Genomic DNA, 22,676 nt, shown 5'->3' with positions numbered 1-22,676 from the left:
GCTCCTGTAGCAATGGCTGCTCCTGGAGCAGGTGGAGCTGCTGGTGGGGCTGAAGAGCAGACAGAATTTGATGTTGTATTAACTTCTGCTGGAAGTAGCAAGATTAAAGTAATTAAAGCTGTTAGAGAAGTTACAGACTTAGGACTAAAAGATGCTAAAGCATTAGTTGATGACGCTCCAAATGCAGTTAAGGAAGGTCTAGAGAAAGAAGAAGCAGAGGAAATTAAAGATCAGTTAGAAGAAGCTGGAGCTGAAGTAGAGCTTAAGTAATTTTTTAAATTTTTTAAACTTGAATAAGTTGTCAAAAAAGCACTCTGCTGAATTAAATAAGTAGAGTGTTTTTTTATTTATCTACCTTATGGATCATAAGATGTGTTTGTCAATTAAGAAAAGTATATGAGAATTATCTTATACAATAGAGATGTAATGTGATATTGGAATAGGTGAGCTGGAGAAATAAACTTCATCTTGAGTTAAATTATATAAAAATAATAGGTGCATGATAAGCATTCTCACTATAAAGTGGATTTTATTAATAGTGCGAAGTTATAAAAATTTTATTTTGAATTCAGAATAAAATGAAATCTGATTTAAATTTTTTATATAATAGATAATTTAGTTTTGAAAATTAAAATTTGAATTAAAGAGTTGTTTTTTCAAGTTGGGTATATTATAATAATAGTGAAAATCAAATAAAAAATAGGAGTGTAATGTAATATGAGTAAAAATAATTGGGGAGGAAAAAGGAAAGGGGCAGGTAGAAAACCATTAGATGAGGATAAAAAAAAGAAGAGGGCTCAAATTTATTTGAAACCTGAAACTAAAGAACTTATAGAAAAATACGGAAAAGGGAATAATTTTTCACAAAAGGTTGTTGAATTAATAAAAAGTGAAATAAAATTTAGAATGGAAGAAAACAGCTAAAATTTATTATTGATTATATATTATAGGAGGCAAATTGAAATGAAAGATAAAAAAATAATGGATATAGATAAAATTGCTAGTAAATTTTATAGTTCATATAAAAAAATACATGATAAATTTATAGAATCCATAAATGGGATAAAAGATGATAATGATAAAAATTGGTATACTTCTTTAATGCTAAATAGATTAATGATTACATATTTTGTTCAGAAAAAAGGGTTATTAAATAACGATAGTAATTATTTAAAAAACAAATATAAAAAAATTGAGAAACTTGGTTATGATTTTTATAAAAATTTTTTATTGGTTTTATTTTATAATGGTTTCAATAATAAATTTGAAGATAGAAGTTCTCAAGTAGAAAAAATAATAGGACAAGTTCCTTATTTAAATGGTGGAATGTTTGATGTTCATTATTTAGAAGAAGAATATAATAATATAGAAATTGATAATAGGGTTTTTAAAATTATTCTTGATTTTTTTGATAACTATAATTGGCACTTAAATGAAAAAAATTTGAATTCTAAGAATCAAATAACCCCTAAAATTATTGGATACGTATTTGAAAATTATATCAATCAAAAAGAAAAAGGTGCTTACTACACTAAACGAGATACTACTGATTATATTACTCAATATACACTAATCCCTTTTATATTATATAAGTTAAAAGCAAGATGTCCTCAGGAGTTTGAAAGAGGAGGATTAGTATGGGAAACTATAATTAAGGATATTGATAAATATATTTATTCCACAGTAAAAAAAGGAATAAATGAAAAGTTACCTACAGAAATAGTAGAAGGGCTTAATGATTTTAATAATAGATTAAAATGGGATAAAACTTTAGAAAAGAGTTCAAAAGAATTAAAAGAAGAAGTTGCAGTAAATGATATTATGCTGACTAAAAAGGAGACTTGGCGTGAAGTTATAAATAGAAGAAAAAGATATGAAACTATTCATGATTGGATTGAAGATATTAAAGAAAACAAAAAAGAACTAGATATAAAAGATTTTATAATGTATAATTTGAACTTAAAAAAGTTTATTAAAAATTTAATAAAAAATTCTAATGAGAAATTTATTAAAGAACTTTATTATATTCTTAGTGGAAAAAATACAAAAAAAGATTCTCTTAAAATATTAGATCCAGCGTGTGGGTCAGGTGCCTTTTTATTCTCTGCTTTAGATTTATTAGAAACTATTTATTTAGAGTGCATAAATAAAATAGAAAAACTTATAAACCAAAGTTCAGTAAAACTTAAAAGTTTTGAGGAATTACTTAATCAGATGAATCAATATTCAAGTAAAAATTATTTTATTTGCAAAAAAATTATAACTGATAATTTATATGGTGTAGATATAATGGAAGAAGCAGTAGAAATTACAAAAATGAGATTGATTTTAAGATTAGTGTCCTTTCTAAAAGAAAATGATGAAATAAAAATGTTACCTAATATTGATTCTAATATTGTTTGTGGAAATAGTTTAATGGGTTTTTCAAGGTTAAATAATATAAAGAAGGAGCATAGACAAGAAATAGAGAAAGAATATAATGAACTATTAAGTTCAGAAAAGGATTATAATGATAAGAAAAGCAGTTTGAAATCAAAATTAGATGTTCTTCTTTTTGAGTATTATAAAAAAGGAGCAGAATCCATTAATAATATAGAATGTGATATAAATAAGGAAGAATTTGAAAAGTATAAATTATTTCATTGGTTTTTAGAGTTCCCTAGTATTGTAGATAAAAGTAATGGATTTGATTGTATAATAGGTAATCCACCGTATGTAAGACATTATAAAGTTGAATATGAGAAGACTGCATATAGATGTAGATATAAAACTAAAAAATGTTATGATTTAGCTGCTTTTATTACAGAGAGAAGTTATGAATTATTAAAGAATAAAGGCCATATAGGTATAATCAATCCACTTTCTATGGTATCAACTCCAGCTATGTCAAGTTTGAGAAATTTAATATTAGATAATAGTCAATATGTATACTTTTCTAATTTTGATGATAGACCTGGAACTTTATTTAAAGGAGTTCATAAAAAATTAGCAATATTATTGAGTAGAAAAGGAGTTAAGTTTGGAGGAGGAGAACTATTTACAACTGGTTATTATCATTGGTACTCTGGAAATGATAAAGATGAAAGAAAATTTTTATTTGAAAATCTAGAATATGTTCCTAATAATATTTCTAAAGGTTATATTGAAAAATGTATTTTTAAAGTTGGAGCAAAATTAGGAAAAGGCATTTTAAAAAAAGTTATTACTATTCAGCAAATCAAAAATAATTTGAATAATATACTTGATACTAATAAGGAAAGTTTATATTATGTTTATTTAAATGACAGAATGACTTTTTGGACAAAATGTTTTTTAGGATTAAGAGAAAGAGGGTTGGATAATGGACTAGATCCTAAACAGTTTTCTAATGCTTTCGAGAAGTATTATATTGATACTGATGATTTTAAGGATGCAAAAGTAATAATGGCAGTTCTAAATTCTAATCTTTTCTTTTATTATTGGCAGGTTGTATCTGATTGTTGGCATATAACTAAAGGAAAAGACTTAAAATTATTTGCAATTGATTTAGATAACATGGATGATAAATTAAAAGAAAAATTAGCTCAAAAAGCAGTAGAATTAGAAAAAGATATAAATAAATATAAAAAAGTTGTTAATACAGCTCAAACAAAGATTGAATATAAACATAAAAAATCTAAGAATATAATCGATGAAATTGACAAGCTTTTAGCTGTTTATTATAATCTTACTGACGAAGAATTAGATTACTTGAGGAGTTATAATTTGAAATATAGATTAAGTAATAGTTTGGAAGAGTATATAGATAAAATTTCTAATGCAGATAACAAAGAAAGGTTGGAGGAGGTCTAAAGTGATGAATATAATTGATTTATTTGCAGGAGCAGGAGGTTTTTCAGAGGGGTTTAAAAAAGTTGGATTTAATGTTCTAGCTGCTGTAGAAAAAGATGAACAAATAGCTAAAACTTATAAGTCTAATCATCTAACAACAAAGGTCATAATAGAGGATATGACAAATAGAGCTAAGGTTGTTGATAAATTAAAAGAAGAGATAGGTAATAAAACAGTAGATATTGTAATTGGTGGGCCTCCTTGTCAAGGATTTAGCATGGCTGGAGCAAGGATAAGAGAAGAGAGTTTTTTAGAAGATGAGAGAAATTATTTGTTTAGAGATTATTTTAACATATTAACTGAAATTTCTCCAGATTATTTTGTGATGGAAAATGTTCAAGGACTTCTAAGTTCTAATGATGGAAAAATTATAGATGAAATAATAAGGTTATTTAGTAGAGAGGGTTATAAAGTAGATAAAACAGTTTTAAATGCAGCCGACTTTGGAGTTCCACAGTCTAGAAGAAGACTTTTTATAATAGGTTCAAAATACGAAAAGATAAATTTAGCAGAGGAAACTACTAAAGAATGTGCAAAAAAAGAAGAAGTTGCTCTAAAAGAAGCAATATCAGATTTGAATTATCTTGAAGCGGGAGAAGGAAAGAAAGAATTAGGTTATAAAAATGACTATTTAAATGAAATAGTTGATGAGAATTTAAGTGATTATCAAAGAGAAAGAAGAAAAAATTCTAAAAAACTTTATAATCATAAGGCAACAAGACATAGTAAGTCTACTATAGAAAAAATAAAATTAATTAATCCAGGTGAAAACTGGGAAAAATTAACTGATAAATATAATATTAATTCTAAGCATAGTGGTGCTTATGGCAGATTAGAATGGGACAAACTTGCTATTACAATTACTACTAGATTTGATACTCCATCTGGAGGAAGGTTTATTCATCCAGAAAGGGATAGAACATTAACAGCAAGAGAGGCTGCTAGAATACAATCATTTGATGATAATTATAGGTTTTTAGGAACAAAATCTTCTGTAAGAACACAAATTGGAAATGCTGTTCCACCTTTAATGGCTAAAGTAATTGCAGAGATTATAAAAAAAGATATTAAAAAAAGAAGGTAGAAATACCTTCTCTTTTTAATAAAACATATTAAATATTTCTTCTATATTATGAAGTGTATTTAATCTTTTGGGTTTACAAGGTCCTTCACCAAAAGATCTTGTTCTCATTTGGCCTAGTTCTTCATAGGTACAATAACCATGTATAGTTGTTTCTGTTATAGAATTAGTTAAAATTGCACCATTATTATTTAATTGAGAGTTAAGTTTAAGTCCTACATAATAATCTTTTTTCTGATTATCAAACTGGTCTATAGGATAGTATGAAATGGTTTTGATGCAGATTTTGTATCTACTGTTCTTCCATTATTGGTTTTAAAATCATAATCATCTGCATTTTCTGGACCTTCATGTATTGTAAACATATCACCCTCAGGATAATTTATCCCTCTTCCTCTTAAATAGTGTAAGAAAGCATATTCAGCTAATTTTCCTACAAAAGTTCTTTCTATTCTTGTTTTTATGGTTGCAGGGAGTCGATCATGTTGATTATCTCCCTCAATTATATTAACTGCAAAATTATAACATCTTTCTCGCATTTCAGAAGTGATTTCAACAGTTGGCATTTTATCATCCTCCTAAAGAATTATAGATTTTTTTTCTAATTTCTTTTTTTAGTCTTAAATAATTAACTTTATTCCAAGGATAGATTGGAATATGATGAACTTGATAAAGATTATTTATTTTATCAATGGTAGAATCTAGATTTTTTCCTGGATAAAGTATGCCACCAATATTTTGAAAATAATTATTTAAGTAAGCTTGGAGTTTTTGAACATCTTCTCCTTTTACGTTACCATTTCTAATTTTAAATTTGCTATCTAAAATAATTACATTACCATTAGTATGTTTTAAGATGATATCTGGAGTATCATTCAGAGCCCAACCTTCCATACTAGTAGGCTTACTTTGATAATATAAAGTGATTTTATCATTCTTAAAAGCTTTTCCAGAAATCAAGAAATTTTCTTTAATGAACTTTAATTCTAATATATCAGCTAATAAATAACAACAGAAAGATTCATATATTTTATCAATATTTTTAATGTGTTGAGAGAAATTTTGATTTTTTCCTTCTATAAACTCATAGTAGTCATTTATAAAGTCTTTATATAATTTATATATTTCTCCATACATATGATTAGATATTTGTAATTGACTTATAGGATGTCTTTTAATGTGTTTTAGATCTAGTACAGAAATATTATTTAAAAAAGTGTTATTCTTAAGATATTTTAATCTTTTCATCCATTTATTTTTTAATATTTTTTCTTTACATTGTTCACGAATACTATTATATCTAGAATGTGAAAAAATATCTTTAAAATCATTTAAAAAATTATAAATAGATAATAATAACTCTAAAATTTGTAAATGTTCATTTATTTTTATATTATTAATAATTTTTTCTTCAATAGTAGTTTGAGGGTTAAAAGTTTTATTTCCAACTTTTATAATTCCATTACCAAAGGTATCTTCTATAAGTAATTCCGGATTATTTCTTAAATGATTTATTGTTCTTTTTTTATTATATTTATTAGAATTTGAAAAACTACGTTTATATTTAGTTGTTTTATCTTTATTAGCTTTTTTATTTATCTTTAAAATTAATTCTTCAATATAAGCAAAATGAGTATTGATCCAATTAAAAAGGAATAAGGGATCTATTATTTTATGAGTAATGTTTGTCTTATCATAATAAACAAATTGCTTATCATTCCAGAAATTATTATTTGCTACAAAATCTAACATCCTATAAAAATCTCTTTTAGCTAGTTTAGAAGTTTTACTAAAAAGTTGGAAAGTAAATAAAGAGTTATTTTTATCATCTAAAATTTCATATTTAAAGTAACCTATATTATTAATTAAATCTATAGACAGAGAATAACTAGAATTATTTAATATATCATAATATTCATTGTTAATCTTTAATTTACATTTCTCTTTTATAGGGATATTTGTAAAAAGTAATGAATATCTACCTTCCTTAACTTCCACATTATCTTTTGATTCAATTTTATATTCTGTTTTGTTTTCATTTCTAAGTATACACTTAATATTCATTTTATTCACAACCTAGCATAAAGGAATTATTTGTCCCATATTATTTGTAGCATCTTGTTTCATTTGAGAAAAGATTTTTTTACTTTTTTCAAGTGAATATTCATCTAGGAATGATTCAAAGTCTTCAAGTTTTTTAATAGATCCTGATAATTGTGGTAGTATTTTTTGAGTTATTTGAACATCTAACGTTTCAAGTTCATCAAAGTTTGAAAAAAATATATATTCAATAATATCTTGCAAAACTCCAAAAGTTAATTGATTTTCTTTATTAGTATTTAAGGAAGTTGTTAAGTTAAATAGTGGTTTAGAAAAATTTTCATCATTAAAATTAGACTGCTCAAAGTTTAAATGTCTAAAATGATTAAGAAAATCTTCATTGATATTAAACTTGTTTTTAGATTGAGAAATGATTTTATTAATCCATTTTACGAATTTTTTATATCTTTTATCTTCAGATTCTATTTCAAGAATTTCATTTAAAGGATTCTTAACATTAATTATATTAGCTCTTCGTTTAACACTACCACTAACAGGGTTTCTTGAACTTTCATAGGTGAAAGAATTTATAGTTCCCAAAAAGAATGTATTATCAGGTAATGAAACAACTTGTCCATTGGGTAATTCAATATTCTCGTTATTCTCTATAGAAGCTAGAATTTCACTGAAATAAAAATCAATTTGACTAAGGTTCATTTCATCTAAGATGATAAAATAAATTTTAAAATCATCTTTAGGTTCAGGGATTCCATTTTCATTTAACTCAAATAATTCTCTTGCAAATTTAGATGGATAGTATTTTTCATCAAGTCCTTGATATCCTAATAAATCAGCTCTGTCAAAATCCTTTTTGATAGGGATGAATATTTTTTTTATAGTTTCTGGTTTTAAAAGATTTTCAAATGCTTCTACATAAGATTTACATAATTCTGTCTTTCCCATTCCAGGCTTAGAATTTAAAACAACTAACCTTTGAGTTTTAAGTGAAAAATATAAGTTTTTAATATCGTTTTTAGAAAAAATCATATTTTTAGTATTAGTTATATATTCATATAAGTAATTAATTAAGTCTGTCTCATTGCGTAATCTTTCATAGTAATTATTCATTTTTATCACCTCAATTTAGGAATTAATGATATATTTTTGGTTAGAAAATCTTTATATTTATCTTTATTTATAGTTCCATTGGGAATAGAGCCAATATAATCTTTTTGGATACTTTTGATAAATTCAAACATTAATACTTTGCTTTTAACTTTAGAAAGATAATCACTTTTTAAAGCATAATATTCTGGTCTTCCACTACCTGAACCTAAATCAAATTGCGGTAAGACCTCAATAATTCTATCATATCTTGTATCTATTTTATCTAATTGTTGTAAATTATTATGTTTTCTACTATGTAAAATTGAGTGAACAACATTTTTATAATCGTTATAATTAGTACTTGTGCATATCCAATAGTAAAATTCCTTATCAGATATTTTATACTCACCTGTTAGCTTGCCAATTTCCAATAAAACTTTGTATAAGAAAAATAGTGGATATAGTTGAAATTGATTTTTACCTCTCATTATAGGACCAGAAAAATAAAATTTTTCAATTTGTTGTTCAATTATATGTAAATATAATTCCATGTTATTAAAATCACCGTTAGTTATTTCTTTTATTTTGCAAAATACTGGAGATGGTTTATATCCATTAATACTTTCCATTAATAAGCCATAAATCCTTGCATATACATGTCTGCGTTTATATTCAAATGACTTATTTTTTTCCCATTGTTCATTTACTATGGAGCATAATTTATTAAATTCAAAGATTTGCTTTGTGAGAGACCAAAAGTTATTTTCTTCAATATTTTTAATCGCTTCATTAAGATCTTTTTTAGAGATACTATCACCCCCTTTATAAAAATAATTTAAAATTCAATATTATTAAAAAACAAATAATTGTGATTTCCAAAATACCAATTTTTTCAAATTTAATTTCTTCAATAATTTGGTCTATTTGTTTAATCATACTGTAAAACCTCCTATTGTAAATGTAATAGATATAATTAACTATTATTATACCATAAACAACAGCATTAGGAAAGTAATGGAATTATTTATGGTTTAACTTACTTTCATAGGAGGTGTTTTTAATTATTAGTAGAAATTAATGTTATAGTTAAATACACTATCGTTGCATTGTTAAAAAATATAAATTTACTAACTCAATCAAATCAAATTAGCAATCAAAAATTTATAGCTCAGCAGACTTTTCAAAGCAATAATTACTTTGACAGTAGCTCTTTTTCTATATTAAAAGTAAAATATAGAATATATTTCTAGATAAAAGTCTATCAACCTAGGTTTTAGGTAGTAAAATTTTATCAACTACTGTTAATCCATCTATTCCAATTGAAATCATTTGTTGTAACTGAACAAATGGAATACTTTATCTTTCTAGTGAGCTTAAGTAAACTTCCTTTGAATTCAGATTCTTTTTCAAGTAATTTTAAAGTTAAAAATAAGATTACAGCACTATAAATCTGTGTTAAGACAGCATTTTTATTTTGTCCAAAGAAGCTCTTTATTTTTAAATGCTGCTTGATCCACTTAAAAAACAGCTCTATTTGCCATCGTTTTTTATACAGATAAGCTATTACATGAGCATCCAAATCAAAGCGATTAGTTAAAATATCAATGGTTTTTTCATTGCCATTTCGATCAGTTGTTTTTACTCTAACTAATCTTGTTTCCTGTTTCATTCTAGTTTTTGAAGTATGATCACCTAGCATTATATCAGCATCTAATATAACATTTGCTTCTTTATCTTTAGAATTTAAATCTAAAAATCTAATGATTTCAATTTTAGTATTAGATTTTGCTCTAGTCACAAAATAGATATCATTATCTATAAACTCATCAAACTTTTGATACTTTATATAAGCTCTATCAAAGAGATAAGTATAGCTAGGGTTAAAGATTAGATTATCAAATATTTCTTTGTCATGAATTATAGCATCGCTTATTATTATATTTTCTGGGGCATTAGTATTCAAATCATATAAAGTGTGAAGTTTAATTCCACCTTTAGTGCTTCTAAATTTAGCCCAAGGAAATAATGACAAACATAAACTTATAGTTGAAGAATCTAAGATTTTCACAAATCCAATTTCTTTTAAGGCTTCTTGAAGCCCTTTATTAGCATTAAGCTTATCAAATAAGTGTTGAAAAATTTCAAAGAATATCTCATGAGGTCTACTTTCATTTTTACGAGATAACTGAGATTTGCTTATTTTAGGTAACGTTTTAGTTAGTTGATTATTATTTTCTAAATCACAAATAAAATCTTCTAAGCTTTCTTTTTTAGTAAGATGAAAATAAAGTAGATATAATAGGTGAACTTCTGTTGTTAGGTTTATGAACCTTATAATCTGAATTGTATTTGTCAATTAGGCCTTTCAAAAAGTTTTTATCAATAACATCTAGAAGTTTAGTCAAAAGTATGGTACAATTATTCATGATTTCATCTCCTTTGATTTCATGGATTTTGTACTGGCGGGTACGTATCCATTTAATCAAAGGAGTTTTATTTTTTCAAGAACTTTTTATAAAAAACGATGCAACGCTAGTGAAAAATTTTATAAGTTTAAGAAAATTTATTCAAGTAATTTAATTATTAACGGGCCAACACCAGCATGAAATGGGACGTCGTGAACTACGAGGATATCCGACATTAAAGAGCTAACGTCAGGGATATCCTAAAGTTCACGACATCCAGATCATAGTGCTTAAATGGAAAACTATGGCGTTTAAAAGGAAGATGTAGTTCAGGAGGAGGGCACTCCTGAATCACATCTTCTAATAAAAGCATCATGACCAGTATTTAAAAAGAGAATAATTGATTTAACCAGACTATCATCTTTTATGGTGATAGTTTTCTTATTCCAAGGTTGGTCATCACGCTAAAACAATTAATGTTAAGAGCCTACTGAGCATATATAAACTAATATATTTTTACCATAAACTCACATAAGTTTCCCAAGTGTGTGTTTTAACTTTTTCATTGTCTTACTATCTGGATTCGTAACTTTATCTTGTTCGATTCTGCTAATAGTAGTCGGATCAAGAGCTGCTCTTTGAGCTAACTCCGATTGAGTCCATCCTTTTAATAATCTACATTTTTTAACCTTTTGTCCTAGAGTCTTTTTAGGCAGGGTATCATAATCTGATAGCCAATCTATTTTCACATCTAATGCTTCAGCTAATTTAACATAATTTTTAACACTAGGAGTATATCTTTCCTTTTCATAGTCAATAATAGTATTATCACACATTCCTGCTTTTTTAGCTAACTGCTTCTTATTCAACTCCTTTATTAACCTAGCTTTTTTAATCCGTTGCCCCACAGTATCCTCTGGTAGTTCCTGTGGTGGAGGGGGTTTGGGCAATTCTGTATATAGGATAATTTTATTTGTATTATTGTTGCTTACGGATGTCCCTGTGGCTTTTACGGTGATACTAGTAAAAACTGTAGTTGTAATTCTTATGAAATAAAGAGGTATCTAAATAAAATCTCAGGACCTTTGTTAGATAGAATTGATATTCATTTAGAAGTACCACGTTTACAGGTCGATGAATTGACCACTTATGAGTCAGGAGAGAGTTCTGCCGAAATTAGAGCAAGGGTCAAAAAGGCAAGAAAGATTCAGTTGAAAAGATTTGACAAAGAAAACATAATGTATAATGCTAGAATGAATAATCCCTTGATCAAAAAATATTGTACTATAAATGAGCAGGGGCAGGAATTATTAAAACAAGCTATTTCAAGACTTGATTTAAGTGCCAGAGCATATGATCGAATTTTAAAGTTGGCCCGAACAATTGCTGATCTTGCAGGTGAAGAAGTAATAAATTCTGACCATATAGCAGAAGCAATTCAATATCGTAGCCTTGATCGGAGTTATATATAGTCATTCAATTTTAAAATTAAATTTATTTATATTAAGGTTAAATTTGATAACGGTAACTAGTAATTAGTAAAGCTTAAAAACAAAAAAATTTGAGTTGTTTAGTTATAGATTAAGTAATGACAGAGTAAAACTTTAAAAGATATTTTCTATTCTTATTTTTTCATTAGTTGGAATTTGTCTAGCTAACTCTTTAGCAAGTTTTAGTTCGGTTAAAGCTTTTTCTTTTTTCTCCAACTTTATTAGAGAGGTAATTTTGGAAATAGAGAGTGCTAGTTTATCAATTTCATTATGATCCATAAAAATGCTCCAAGTAAAACTTGCTTTTTCCCAAGTTTGATTTAAGGAGTCAGTATTATTTTCGATAGTGTCCCAGTTGTTATTAGTTAAATCATCTTCTAAAGTATCTAGCTTTAAAATTAGTTGTTCAGCTCTATTATTTGTTATTATATATACGTAGCTGACGAGACTCAAAGTAATAATTAATAAAATAGTAGTATAAATTATAATGTTTTTCATTGTTTGATCAACTCCCCTAAAAAATATTTTACTTATTTTTTTGGCGATAAACTTGATAAAATAGATTGCCAGTTGAATCAAGATTAGCAAAGAAGATATCAGATGTATTATTAATTCCTAGAGAAATTAATTCTTCTTTTAACCATTCTTCAGAAAGCCCTACTTTCTCTAAGTTTTTAGTATGAATTTGACCGTCTATAATTATAGGATGTGGAATTCCTTCATAGTCAGTATCAATATTTAGATCTTCAGGAGTAACTGGTCTTTTTTGAGATTTAGGAATTATGCTAAGAGCTCCATTAGTTTCAATAAAAGCAAATTCTACCTCAGAAATGTCGGGGTAGCCTTTAATTCTAAGTTCTTCTAGTAATTCATTAATATTAATTCTACTTTTATTGAGTTCTCCTTCAACAATTTGGCCATTTTCAATTAAAATTGTAGGTTTTCCACAAATAAGTCTTCTTCCTGTTGTACTTTTAGTAGTGATAGCAGACATATAAATTTGAGTAGAAAAGATTAGAATAATAGGTGTTAAGCTATTAATTAAAGGGATATCAGTATCTTGCATAGGAATAGCGGCTAAGGCAGAGATCATAATTGTAATTGCCAGTTCGTATGGCTGTAATTCGCCAATCTGTCTTTTACCCATAACTCTAAAAGTTAAAAATACAATAGTATATAAAATGATTGTACGAATTATTACGATAAACATCAAGTAACCTCCTTAAATAGATGACTTTTAAATTATTATTGAATAGATTATATATTTTTATGTATCGGAAAAAATATTGTTGAATTAAAATTAGTAAGTTATGTTTGAAAAGAGAAAAATTTATTAAATTAAGGAGGATAATTATATTTATTAAAGAATAAGATATTAGGAAAATAAAATTAGTGGGGGGATTTAAAATGATTAGAAAGCAGGAAATTGGTCAGTTCATGGATGATTTTGCTTCTGATAAGCCAGCACCTGGTGGAGGAAGTGCTGCAGCATTGAGTGGCACTTTAGCTGCTGTTGCTACTTGTATGGTAGGTTCATTGACTGTAGGTAAGGAAGATTATGCTGATGTTCAAGGGGAAATGGAAGAGTTGATTGAGATCACCAATGGTTTAAAAGATGATTATCTTGATTTGGTAAATCAAGATATAGAAGTATTTAATTCTTATATGGATGCTTTAAAGATGCCCAAGAAGACTAGTGAAGAAAAAGAAAAGAGAACTAAGGCTTTAAAGAAAGCTTCTAAAAAAGCAACTGAGGTTCCTTTTACGATGGCTAAAAAGAGTATTGAAGTTTTAGAACAAGCTTTAATTGCTGCTGAGAAAGGAAATACACATGCGGTAAGTGATGCAGGTGTGGGTGCTATTGAGGCTTGGGCTGCATTAGAAGCTGCAGAGTTGAATGTAAATATTAATTTAGCTGCTATAAAGGATGAAGATTATGTAGCCGACAAAAGGGCTGAAATGAAAGAGTTAAAAGAAAAAGCTCAAGAATTAAAAGCAGAAGTTTTAGAAATTACTAATCAAAAGATAGGATAAAGAAAAGAATCGGAATTTTTCCGATTCTTTTCTTTATTTTAGCTTGTCTGTTTCTTTAATTAAAAATTACTAAAATTTAGATTGAATCAATGTGAATTAATTAGTTTTAAGTGAGTTGAAGTATAAAAATTAATAATTCAGGAAAAAATATAATGAGTTTCAAGAAACCATAAAAGGGTGTGAATGAATGTTTCGTTTGTGGAGGGGAGTATTTTTATTATTTATAATTACTATTATTTATTTTAATCTTTTCTTTTTAGGTAATAAGAAGGTGATAATTGCTTATTATCCTTATTTACTGGGGGTTAGTGGTTTATTAGGATTAAGCTTAGTAGGAATGTACTTTACTGATAATCTTAGCTTTATTTTTAAACTTTTATTTATATTGTTTTTTTTATTTGGAATTTTTTCTTTTGTTCAAACCTGGAGAAACAAGGGGTTATTAAATAATTATTATATAGAACGTGAGCAATATTTGAAGCAACTAACTGAAGTTGCTAAAACTGATACTGAAGATTCATTAGCAGATGATAGAGAAGATGGGATTTCAAAGTTAATTGAGAGAACTAGTGGATTAGCTTTAACTACTAACAATAAAGCTAAAGCAATCTTTAAGGAAGAAGATATTTTTGCGGAGATGTTGGCCCAATTAAAAGAAGCAAAAGATCATATTCATATCTGTTTTTATATTATTAGGGATGATCGGATCGGGGAAAAACTCAAAAAGTTATTGATTGAAAAAGCACGGGATGGTGTCGAAGTAAGGGTTATCTATGACAAATTAGGGAGTCTTCAATTAGGTCAAAATTATAAAGAAGAATTAGAAGAAGTAGGGATAGAAATTAAGGCTTATAATAGTTTAGTTACTTCTCTGTTAAGAGGAAAACTTAATCATCGTAATCACCGCAAAAATTTAATTGTAGATGGTAAAGTTGCTTTTATTGGGGATGTTAATTTAGGAGATGAATATGTAACAGGAAATAAAAGAGAAAGTATTCAAGTTAAAATTAAAGGTGAAGCAGTTAGTTGGATGCAGAAAGTTTTTTTGATCGATTGGCATTATATTACTGGCAAGAAAATTTTAAGTGATAGATATTTTTCTCAATATGATGAAAAAGAAGGAGTAGCAATTCAATTAATTACTACTGGATTTGATACCCCTTGGTCTGGAATGAATAAACATTATTTTGCTTTAATTACCGCAGCACAAAAAGAAATTTATTTAGTTACGCCTTATTTGATTTTAAATGATAATATTCTAACTGCTTTACAAACAGCAGCTTTAAAGGGAGTAGATGTTAATGTAGTCGTTTCTAAAGAGACTGACAACTTATTACTTAGCTGGGCCAATATGTCCTTTTTTGAAGAGTTATTGAAAGTAGGTGTAACTATATATCATTATCAAGATGAATTTTTACATTCTAAAATGTTGGTAGTGGATGAGCAGATTTTATCGCTTGGTTCTGCTAATTTTAATATGAGAAGTCTCTATCTTGACTATGAACTGAATGTAGTATTCTTTAATCAAGACTTTTCTAAGAAAATAATGGAAGAAATAGCCTTGAATTTAGAGCAGAGTAAGAGATATGAATTAGAAGATTATCAGCAATTAGAAAATTGGGATAGGGTGAAGTTATTAATTGGAAGGTTATTGGCACCAATTATTTAACAGGAGGGGCATCATGGAAGATAAAGGTTATTGGATCTGGTTAAATAAGATTGATGGTTTTGGAGCGCAGCGAATAAAAAAGTTGCTAGATTATTTTGGTGATGCAGAAGGGATTTGGAAAGCAGATAAAGAATTACTTGTTGATGTAAGTGGGATCGGTCATTCATTGAGTCAAAGAATTATTGATTCTAAGAAGAATTTTGATTTTAAAGCAGAATTAAAAAGATTACATGAATTTGAGATTAAGGTTGTAACTTTATCAGATAAATGTTATCCTAAATTATTAAAGGAGATTTACGATCCGCCCCCTATTTTATATTATAAAGGAAGTATTGCAGAGATTAATAAACCTTGTATTGCTGTAGTTGGTTCTAGAAAATGTACTCACTATGGAAGGAAGATAGCAACTAAATTAAGTCAAAGATTGGCTGAAAAAGGGCTGAATGTTGTCAGTGGTTTGGCCTATGGAATAGATACGGCTGCTCATCAAGGTGCTTTAAAATCTGGTTTGACATATGCTATATTAGGTTCTGGAATAGATGTTATCTATCCTAAAGAGAATGAAGGATTAGCTCAGAAAATAATGAAACAAGGAGCGGTTATTAGTTCTTATCCATTAACTACCAAACCAGAAGGAAAAAACTTTCCTGCTAGAAATAGAATTATTAGCGGGCTTTGTTTAGGGACAATAGTTGTTGAGGCAACTAAGAAAAGTGGGTCGTTAATTACTGCTAATTTAGCTTTAAATCAAGGTAGAGAAGTTTTTGCAATTCCTGGTGATATAACTAAAAAGCAGAGTGTAGGTACCAATCAATTGATTCAAGTTGGAGCTAAATTGGTGCAAGACTTAGACGATGTTTTAGATGAGTTACAACTATCAAATGTTAATAACAATGATATTAAATCGAATTCAGAGGATAAATTTGACACAGAAATATTTGAATCTTTATCCCAATACCAACAGAAAATTTATAGATTACTAACAGTTAATTCTCAGCAGTTTGAACATTTACTTAGTGCTGTTGAATTGAATTCAGCTCAATTAAATTCAATTTTATTAGAATTAGAAGTAAAAGGTCTTGTAAAACAATTACCAGGAAGAAAATTTAAATTAAGAGGTGATGTTAAGTTGTGAAAGGAGGTTCTAAAATTAATAATGATGTATTTAAAATAATTAGTTATTTAGTTAAGACTTTATTATATGATGAAGAGTTAATTGAAGATGAAAAAAAGTTAATTAATTTTTTACAAGATGAAGGTTATGGTTTAAAAGAGATTAATCAAGCTTTTGAATTTATTTTTGCTTCTTCGGAAAGAATAGATGCAACAGATAATTTATTAAATCAAAAATATATCAAGCAAGAAGATGATCATAAATATCGTGTTTTTAGTTTTAGAGAAAGATTTAAATTTAATGTTAAAATTCAAGGAGTTATCTTAAGATTAAGTTATTTAAACTTGATTGCAGATGATGAATTAGAGGACTTGATTAGTGAATTATTTAAGGCACCTAATAATTATATTAATACTGAGTATTTGTGGAAAATACTACAGCAGGTACTTGATGATGAATTGAGGTTAGCTTTTATAGGTCAGCATATTTCTGAATTTGAAGTTATAAATAATGTAACAGCAGAATACATTAACTAATGTAGGGATATGGAGGTGAAAATGTGGCTAAGAAAAAAGATAAATTAGTAATTGTAGAATCTCCTGCTAAAGCTAAAACAATTAGTAAATTTTTAGGTCCAGGTTTTAAAGTACAGGCTTCAATGGGGCATGTAATCGATTTACCCAAGAGTCAATTAGGGGTTGAGCCTGAAGAAAATTTCAAACCTAAATACATAACGATTAGAGGGAAAGGGAAGATACTTCAGAAGTTAAAAAGGGGTGCTAAAAAGAGTGAAGAGGTATTATTAGCAACTGACCCTGATCGAGAAGGTGAAGCAATTTCTTGGCATTTGGCCCGTGCTTTTGATATAGATGAATCAAAAGAATGTAGAATTGAATTTAATGAAATCACTAAAAAAGCAGTACAGAATGCCTTAAAAGAGCCACGTTTGATTGATGAAAATAGAGTTGATGCTCAACAGGCAAGAAGAGTGCTTGATCGATTAGTAGGCTATAAATTAAGCCCATTACTATGGAAAAAAGTAAGAAGAGGATTGAGTGCAGGACGAGTTCAATCGGTGGCTGTTAAGTTGGTTTGCCAAAAGGAAGAAGAAATTAAGGCTTTTGAACCTGAAGAATATTGGACAGTTGATGTTGAAGTTAAGAATGAAAATAAAGATGAGTTTAAAGCAAAATTATATAGAATTGACAACAAAAAATTTAAGTTAAATAATAAAGCAGAGACTGAGCAAGTCGTAGAAGGATTAAAAAATGAAGATTTAAAGATCAATAAAATTAAAGAAAGTAAAAGGAGAAGATATCCTTCGGCCCCTTTTACAACAAGTAGCTTACAACAAAAGGCATCTACTAACCTTTATTTTAGTACTAAAAAGACGATGTATCTAGCTCAACAATTATATGAGGGAGTTGATCTAGGTTCTGAAGGGGCAGTAGGTTTAATTACTTATATGAGAACGGATTCTACTAGAATTTCTAAAGAAGCTCAGAATGAATTAAGAGGATATATAGCTGAGCAAATTGGAGAAAAGTATTTATCCAATAAACCTAAAGAATATAAAGCTAAAAATAAAGCTCAAGATGCTCATGAAGCAATTAGACCAACGTCAGTTTATAGAACCCCTAATAAAATGAGAAAATATTTAAGTAAGGAAGAATATAAGTTATATAAATTGATTTGGGAAAGGTTTGTAGCTAGTCAGATGAGTGCTACTGTCTATAAAACTCTAACTGTTGACATAAAAGGTAGAAAGTATTGGTTAAGGGCCAAGGGTTCTCAAGAGTTATTTCCTGGGTTTTTAAAGGTTGATACTACTAGACAGAGTAAAAAAGATGAGCTTTTACCTGAGTTAGCAGAGAAAGAGAAGGTGGAGTTAAGTGAAGTGATTCCTGATCAACATTTCACTAAACCACCACCTCGTTATACTGAAGCTAAGTTAGTTAAGACCTTAGAAGAAAAGGGAATTGGACGTCCAAGTACTTATGCCCCAGTAGTTAGTACAATTCAAAAAAGAAATTATGTTGAAAAAGAAAATGGGAAATTTAAACCAACTGAACTAGGGGAATTGGTTAATAAATTATTAGTTGAACATTTTCCTAATGTGACCGATGTAGAATTTACAGCTCAGTTAGAAGAGAATTTAGATAAAGTTGAAGGCGGAGAAAGAAAATGGGTTGAAGTGTTAGGAGAATTTTATGAGCCGTTTGCGGAAAGATTAGAATCTGCTTGGGAGAACATGGAGAAAGTTGAACTAGAAGAGGAAGTAACTGATGAAGTATGTGCAAAGTGTGGAAAGAATATGGTCGTTAAGCATGGAAGGTATGGTAAATTTTTAGCTTGCCCAGGCTTTCCTGATTGTAAAAATACAAAGCCTATTTTAGTGAAAATGGGTGTTAAGTGTCCTGAATGTAAGGATGGAGATGTTATCCAACGAAAAAGTAAGAAAGGAAGAGTCTTTTATGGATGTAGCAATTATCCGGATTGTGAATTTATGACATGGCACAAGCCTACTAAAGAAAAATGCCCGGATTGTGAGCAGTTTTTAGTTGAAAAGAAGACTAAAAAAGAAACCAAGCATTACTGTATTGGTTCGGAATGTGATTATGAAAAAATATTATAAATTGTAAACTTAACCAACCTAAATTTTTTATTATAAGGGTTTAACTGAAAAAAGTATATAGGTAGGGGGATAAAATGTTTGAGGCGACAACGGTTATAGCGGTAAAAAGAGAAAAAAATGTTGCTATCGGTGGAGATGGTCAGGTAACGATGAAACATACTGTAATGAAACATGGAGCTAATAAGGTTAGACGAATTAATGATGATGTATTAGCTGGATTTGCAGGAACTGCAGCTGATGCTTTCACATTATTTGAAAAATTTGAAGGGAAGTTAGAAGAATTTCATGGTAATTTGGAAAGAGCAGCAGTAGAATTAGCTAAAGAGTGGAGAACGGATAAGATGTTAAGGAAGTTGGAAGCTTTATTGGTTGTAGCTAATCAAAGTAGTTTGTTAGTTATATCAGGAACGGGAGATGTTATTGAACCGGATGATGGAATAACCGCTATTGGTTCTGGGGGTTCTTATGCGTTAGCTGCAGCTCGTTCTTTGGCTGAATTTACTGATTTAACTGCTGCAGAAATAGCTGAAAAATCTTTAGAAATAGCAGCAGATATTTGTATTTATACAAATGATCAAATTACAGTAGAAGAGATATAGGGGGGAGCAGAATGGAGGAGTTTACTCCACAGCAGGTAGTTGAAAGTTTAGATGAGTATATAGTTGGTCAAAGTGATGCTAAAAAAGCAGTAGCAATAGCCATTAGAAATAGGTATAGAAGAAAAAAGTTACCAGATGAATTGAGAGAAGAAGTTGTTCCCAAAAACATTTTAATGATTGGACCAACTGGTGTAGGAAAAACAGAGATAGCAAGGAGATTGGCTAAATTAACTAAAGCACCGTTTATTAAAATTGAAGTAACTAAATTTACTGAAGTTGGCTATGTAGGGCGTGATGTAGAGTCAATGATTAGGGATTTAGTACAAACGGCAATTAGAATGGTCAAGCAAGAAAGAATGAAAGATGTAGAGGGTAAAGCAGAGGAGTTAGCTAAAGAAAGAATTTTGGATGTTTTATTTCCTCGTCCTAAAAAGAAAAATAATAATCTTTTTAGCAATATGTTTAATAATTTTGCTGAAGAAGAAGAGGCTACAGAAGATACTGAACGGGAAGAGCGTTTTGAGCGGCATAGAGAAAAATTACGTCATCAATTAGAGTTAGGAAAGTTAGAAGATAGAATAATAGAAATAGAGGTTGAGGATAATAATTCACAAATGGTTGAGATTTTTTCTGGAGCTGGAATAGAAGAGATGGGTGTTAATTTTCAAGATGTTTTTGGAAATATGTTTTCTAATCAGAAGAAAAAAAGGAAAGTGACAGTTAAAGAAGCAAGGAAGATATTGAAAGAGGATGAAGCACAAAAGTTAATCGATATAGATGAAGTAAGTCGAGAGGCTATTAAGCGAGTAGAAGAATCAGGCATTATCTTTTTAGATGAGATTGATAAGATAGCTAAAGGTAAATCAAATTCCAATCCTGATGTTTCTAGAGAAGGAGTACAACGTGATATTTTGCCAATTATAGAAGGTTCGACGGTGATGACAAAGTATGGTCCAGTTAAGACAGATCATATATTATTTATTGCTGCTGGAGCATTTCATGTCAGTCAGCCTACTGATTTAATTCCAGAATTACAAGGGAGAATTCCAATTAGAGTAAGGTTAAATAGTCTATCTAAGGATAATTTTAAAGAGATACTAACAGAGCCCCAAAATGCTTTAACTAAACAGTATAAAGCTTTATTAGAAACTGAAGGGTTAGAGGTTGAGTTTGTTGCTGAGGCAATTGATGAATTAGCAGAAATAGCTTTTAGAGTTAATGAACAGACTGAAAATATAGGAGCAAGAAGGCTTCATACTATTTTAGAAAATTTATTAGAGGAAATCTCATTTAAAGCTCCAGAGATTTCAGAATCTAAAATAGTGATTGATAGAGGTTATGTTAAAGATAAATTAGAAAATGTTGTTGCAGATAAGGATTTAAGTAAATATATCTTATAATATTTGAAATAACATAAAAATTAATGTATAATTTAACTGGTCTGATAGATAATTAAGAAATAGTAATAAATCAAGGGGGAAACTTTATGGAAGAATTACTAGAAAAGACTCGGAAAATAAATAGATTGTTGCAGCGTTCTGCAGGACAAGCAGTTGATTTTAATGAAGTATCTAATGTATTGAGCAGAAGTGTAGGGTCTAATATTTATTTAGTTGATGAAGAAGGAAAGATTTTAGGCTATAGTTTAATTAATAGATTTGAGTGTGATCTGATGATGGAGAAGGTTCTTGATAAAGGAGAATTTCCTACAGATTACAATGAATGGCTATTAGAACATTATGATACTCAGTCAAATTATGAACAAGCAAGTGGAATGTGTGTCTTTAAGGATGAAGATTGTATTTTCATGGATAAGTTAACTACAGTTGTACCAATTAATGGTGGTGGAGAACGATTAGGGACTTTGATTTTAGCTCGATTTGGAGAAAAATTTAATAATGACGATTTGATTTTAGCAGAATATGGTGCTACTGCAGTAGGGATGGAAATTTTAAGGTTGCGAAGTGAAAAAATGGAGAAGGAAGCTAGAAAGAGGGCTGCTATCCACATTGCTTTAGATACTCTATCCTATTCTGAATTAGAAGCTATTGAACATATATTTGCTGAATTAGATGGAACTGAAGGATTATTAGTTGCTAGTAAAATTGCTGATAAAGTAGGGATTACTCGTTCAGTAATTGTAAATGCATTACGTAAATTTGAGAGTGCTGGTGTAATTGAATCTAAATCATTAGGAATGAAAGGAACTTATATTAAGATTTTAAATGATCATTTATTAAAAGAGCTAGAAAAAATGAATTAAGGTATAGATTAATAGTTAGAGAAGTTTAAACTAGAATAGATGAGACTAGATCATAAATAGCGTTGAGATTAATCTCAACGCTATTTATGATCTAGAGGAATAATATTTGAAGCTTTTGTAAAACAAAGGAGCTTTTAAGTGTGGTAGATGATTAAATTTGCTATTTTATTAAGATATTATATAATTGTATGTAGGGTTTAAATAGAAGTTCTATAGCTGAGATTTTAAGGTTTGATTGATATAGTGAACCTCTCCACCTAAATAAATATTTATTTAGGTGGAGTTTTCTTTGAATGTTTTCGCTGAAATCATGTGTTTTCTTGCAGGATTTTTGATTAAAAAGCTGAAAATAGTAAATATACGTGTTGT

The 22,676-nt window shown here is 28.5% G+C and carries 21 protein-coding genes; 13 read left to right on the top strand and 8 right to left on the bottom strand.

What is annotated here, in order from left to right:
* The 4 genes from rplL to MWH25_RS01075 form a co-directional block, all read left to right on the top strand.
* On the top strand, positions 1-270 hold a 270-nt coding region (gene rplL, locus MWH25_RS01090; protein WP_248624900.1), incomplete at its 5' end, for a 50S ribosomal protein L7/L12.
* Positions 271-717: 447 nt separating this feature from the next.
* Positions 718-924: a hypothetical protein gene (locus tag MWH25_RS01085; RefSeq protein WP_248624898.1), complete on the top strand. Its 207-nt coding sequence runs from the start codon at positions 718-720 to the stop codon at positions 922-924.
* A 39-nt stretch (positions 925-963) separates the two neighbouring features.
* A complete protein-coding gene (locus MWH25_RS01080) occupies positions 964-3,831 on the top strand; it encodes an Eco57I restriction-modification methylase domain-containing protein (protein WP_248624896.1) in 2,868 nt (955 codons plus the stop codon).
* A 4-nt stretch (positions 3,832-3,835) separates the two neighbouring features.
* Complete coding sequence (locus MWH25_RS01075) at positions 3,836-4,954, top strand: DNA cytosine methyltransferase (RefSeq protein ID WP_248624894.1); 1,119 nt, start codon at positions 3,836-3,838, stop codon at positions 4,952-4,954.
* Positions 4,955-5,202: 248 nt separating this feature from the next.
* Here MWH25_RS01075 and MWH25_RS01070 read toward each other — a convergent pair whose 3' ends face one another.
* The 6 genes from MWH25_RS01070 to MWH25_RS01045 form a co-directional block, all read right to left on the bottom strand.
* Entirely contained in the window at positions 5,203-5,517 is a 315-nt protein-coding gene (locus tag MWH25_RS01070) for a hypothetical protein (RefSeq protein ID WP_248624892.1), read from the bottom strand.
* Between the two features lie 4 nt (positions 5,518-5,521).
* Complete coding sequence (locus tag MWH25_RS01065) at positions 5,522-7,015, bottom strand: McrC family protein (protein ID WP_248624890.1); 1,494 nt, start codon at positions 7,013-7,015, stop codon at positions 5,522-5,524.
* Between the two features lie 12 nt (positions 7,016-7,027).
* Positions 7,028-8,119, bottom strand: coding sequence for a hypothetical protein (locus MWH25_RS01060; protein ID WP_248624888.1), 1,092 nt, complete (start codon positions 8,117-8,119; stop codon positions 7,028-7,030).
* Between the two features lie 5 nt (positions 8,120-8,124).
* Positions 8,125-8,727, bottom strand: a complete 603-nt coding sequence (locus tag MWH25_RS01055; RefSeq protein WP_248624886.1) for an AlwI family type II restriction endonuclease — start codon at positions 8,725-8,727, stop codon at positions 8,125-8,127.
* A 662-nt stretch (positions 8,728-9,389) separates the two neighbouring features.
* Complete coding sequence (locus tag MWH25_RS01050) at positions 9,390-10,454, bottom strand: IS4 family transposase (RefSeq protein WP_248624884.1); 1,065 nt, start codon at positions 10,452-10,454, stop codon at positions 9,390-9,392.
* 576 nt (positions 10,455-11,030) lie between these two features.
* On the bottom strand, positions 11,031-11,453 hold the full coding sequence (locus tag MWH25_RS01045; RefSeq protein ID WP_248624882.1) for a helix-turn-helix domain-containing protein: 423 nt from the start codon (positions 11,451-11,453) through the stop codon (positions 11,031-11,033).
* Positions 11,454-11,474: 21 nt separating this feature from the next.
* Between MWH25_RS01045 and MWH25_RS01035 the strand changes: the two genes are divergently transcribed.
* On the top strand, positions 11,475-11,975 hold the full coding sequence (locus MWH25_RS01035; RefSeq protein ID WP_345947210.1) for a magnesium chelatase subunit ChlI family protein: 501 nt from the start codon (positions 11,475-11,477) through the stop codon (positions 11,973-11,975).
* 132 nt (positions 11,976-12,107) lie between these two features.
* Here MWH25_RS01035 and MWH25_RS01030 read toward each other — a convergent pair whose 3' ends face one another.
* Positions 12,108-12,491: a DUF4363 family protein gene (locus MWH25_RS01030; RefSeq protein WP_248624878.1), complete on the bottom strand. Its 384-nt coding sequence runs from the start codon at positions 12,489-12,491 to the stop codon at positions 12,108-12,110.
* Between the two features lie 28 nt (positions 12,492-12,519).
* Positions 12,520-13,203 carry a YetF domain-containing protein gene (locus MWH25_RS01025; RefSeq protein WP_248624876.1) on the bottom strand — a complete coding sequence of 228 codons (684 nt, stop codon included), beginning with the start codon at positions 13,201-13,203 and terminating at the stop codon, positions 12,520-12,522.
* Between the two features lie 197 nt (positions 13,204-13,400).
* On the opposite strand from MWH25_RS01025, the gene MWH25_RS01020 reads away from it, so the two are divergent.
* The 8 genes from MWH25_RS01020 to codY all read left to right on the top strand — a co-directional run bounded on the left by MWH25_RS01020 (position 13,401) and on the right by codY (position 22,307).
* A complete protein-coding gene (locus tag MWH25_RS01020; protein ID WP_248624875.1) occupies positions 13,401-14,027 on the top strand; it encodes a cyclodeaminase/cyclohydrolase family protein in 627 nt (208 codons plus the stop codon).
* 187 nt (positions 14,028-14,214) lie between these two features.
* On the top strand, positions 14,215-15,696 hold the full coding sequence (gene cls / locus MWH25_RS01015) for a cardiolipin synthase (RefSeq protein ID WP_248624873.1): 1,482 nt from the start codon (positions 14,215-14,217) through the stop codon (positions 15,694-15,696).
* A gap of 13 nt (positions 15,697-15,709) precedes the next feature.
* Positions 15,710-16,831 carry a DNA-processing protein DprA gene (gene dprA, locus MWH25_RS01010; RefSeq protein ID WP_248624871.1) on the top strand — a complete coding sequence of 374 codons (1,122 nt, stop codon included), beginning with the start codon at positions 15,710-15,712 and terminating at the stop codon, positions 16,829-16,831.
* A complete protein-coding gene (locus MWH25_RS01005) occupies positions 16,828-17,346 on the top strand; it encodes a DUF494 family protein (protein WP_248624869.1) in 519 nt (172 codons plus the stop codon). The genes dprA and MWH25_RS01005 overlap by 4 nt, the downstream gene beginning before the upstream one ends.
* A gap of 23 nt (positions 17,347-17,369) precedes the next feature.
* Positions 17,370-19,445, top strand: coding sequence for a type I DNA topoisomerase (topA, locus tag MWH25_RS01000; protein WP_248624867.1), 2,076 nt, complete (start codon positions 17,370-17,372; stop codon positions 19,443-19,445).
* A 74-nt stretch (positions 19,446-19,519) separates the two neighbouring features.
* On the top strand, positions 19,520-20,044 hold the full coding sequence (gene hslV / locus MWH25_RS00995; protein ID WP_248624865.1) for an ATP-dependent protease subunit HslV: 525 nt from the start codon (positions 19,520-19,522) through the stop codon (positions 20,042-20,044).
* 11 nt (positions 20,045-20,055) lie between these two features.
* Entirely contained in the window at positions 20,056-21,444 is a 1,389-nt protein-coding gene (hslU, locus tag MWH25_RS00990; RefSeq protein ID WP_248624863.1) for an ATP-dependent protease ATPase subunit HslU, read from the top strand.
* Between the two features lie 86 nt (positions 21,445-21,530).
* Positions 21,531-22,307 carry a GTP-sensing pleiotropic transcriptional regulator CodY gene (gene codY, locus MWH25_RS00985; protein WP_248624861.1) on the top strand — a complete coding sequence of 259 codons (777 nt, stop codon included), beginning with the start codon at positions 21,531-21,533 and terminating at the stop codon, positions 22,305-22,307.
* Positions 22,308-22,676: the final 369 nt, after the last annotated feature.

Source organism: Natroniella acetigena, from assembly GCF_023227745.1.
GTDB classification, from domain to species: domain Bacteria; phylum Bacillota; class Halanaerobiia; order Halobacteroidales; family Halobacteroidaceae; genus Natroniella; species Natroniella acetigena.
Note: the sequence above shows the minus strand (reverse complement) of the source record. Positions and strands in the feature narration are given on the sequence as shown.

Bases quoted from the DNA above. Each gene is read 5' to 3' on its own strand.
- MWH25_RS01025 (WP_248624876.1), bottom strand. From the start codon at position 13,203: ATGTTTATCGTAATAATTCGTACAATCATTTTATATACTATTGTATTT.
- MWH25_RS01070 (WP_248624892.1), bottom strand. From the start codon at position 5,517: ATGCCAACTGTTGAAATCACTTCTGAAATGCGAGAAAGATGTTATAAT.
- cls (WP_248624873.1), top strand. From the start codon at position 14,215: ATGTTTCGTTTGTGGAGGGGAGTATTTTTATTATTTATAATTACTATT.
- MWH25_RS01075 (WP_248624894.1), top strand. From the start codon at position 3,836: ATGAATATAATTGATTTATTTGCAGGAGCAGGAGGTTTTTCAGAGGGG.
- MWH25_RS01055 (WP_248624886.1), bottom strand. From the start codon at position 8,727: ATGGAAAGTATTAATGGATATAAACCATCTCCAGTATTTTGCAAAATA.
- hslU (WP_248624863.1), top strand. From the start codon at position 20,056: ATGGAGGAGTTTACTCCACAGCAGGTAGTTGAAAGTTTAGATGAGTAT.
- MWH25_RS01085 (WP_248624898.1), top strand. From the start codon at position 718: ATGAGTAAAAATAATTGGGGAGGAAAAAGGAAAGGGGCAGGTAGAAAA.
- MWH25_RS01065 (WP_248624890.1), bottom strand. From the start codon at position 7,015: ATGAATATTAAGTGTATACTTAGAAATGAAAACAAAACAGAATATAAA.
- codY (WP_248624861.1), top strand. From the start codon at position 21,531: ATGGAAGAATTACTAGAAAAGACTCGGAAAATAAATAGATTGTTGCAG.
- dprA (WP_248624871.1), top strand. From the start codon at position 15,710: ATGGAAGATAAAGGTTATTGGATCTGGTTAAATAAGATTGATGGTTTT.
- MWH25_RS01020 (WP_248624875.1), top strand. From the start codon at position 13,401: ATGATTAGAAAGCAGGAAATTGGTCAGTTCATGGATGATTTTGCTTCT.
- hslV (WP_248624865.1), top strand. From the start codon at position 19,520: ATGTTTGAGGCGACAACGGTTATAGCGGTAAAAAGAGAAAAAAATGTT.
- MWH25_RS01080 (WP_248624896.1), top strand. From the start codon at position 964: ATGAAAGATAAAAAAATAATGGATATAGATAAAATTGCTAGTAAATTT.
- MWH25_RS01030 (WP_248624878.1), bottom strand. From the start codon at position 12,491: ATGAAAAACATTATAATTTATACTACTATTTTATTAATTATTACTTTG.
- MWH25_RS01060 (WP_248624888.1), bottom strand. From the start codon at position 8,119: ATGAATAATTACTATGAAAGATTACGCAATGAGACAGACTTAATTAAT.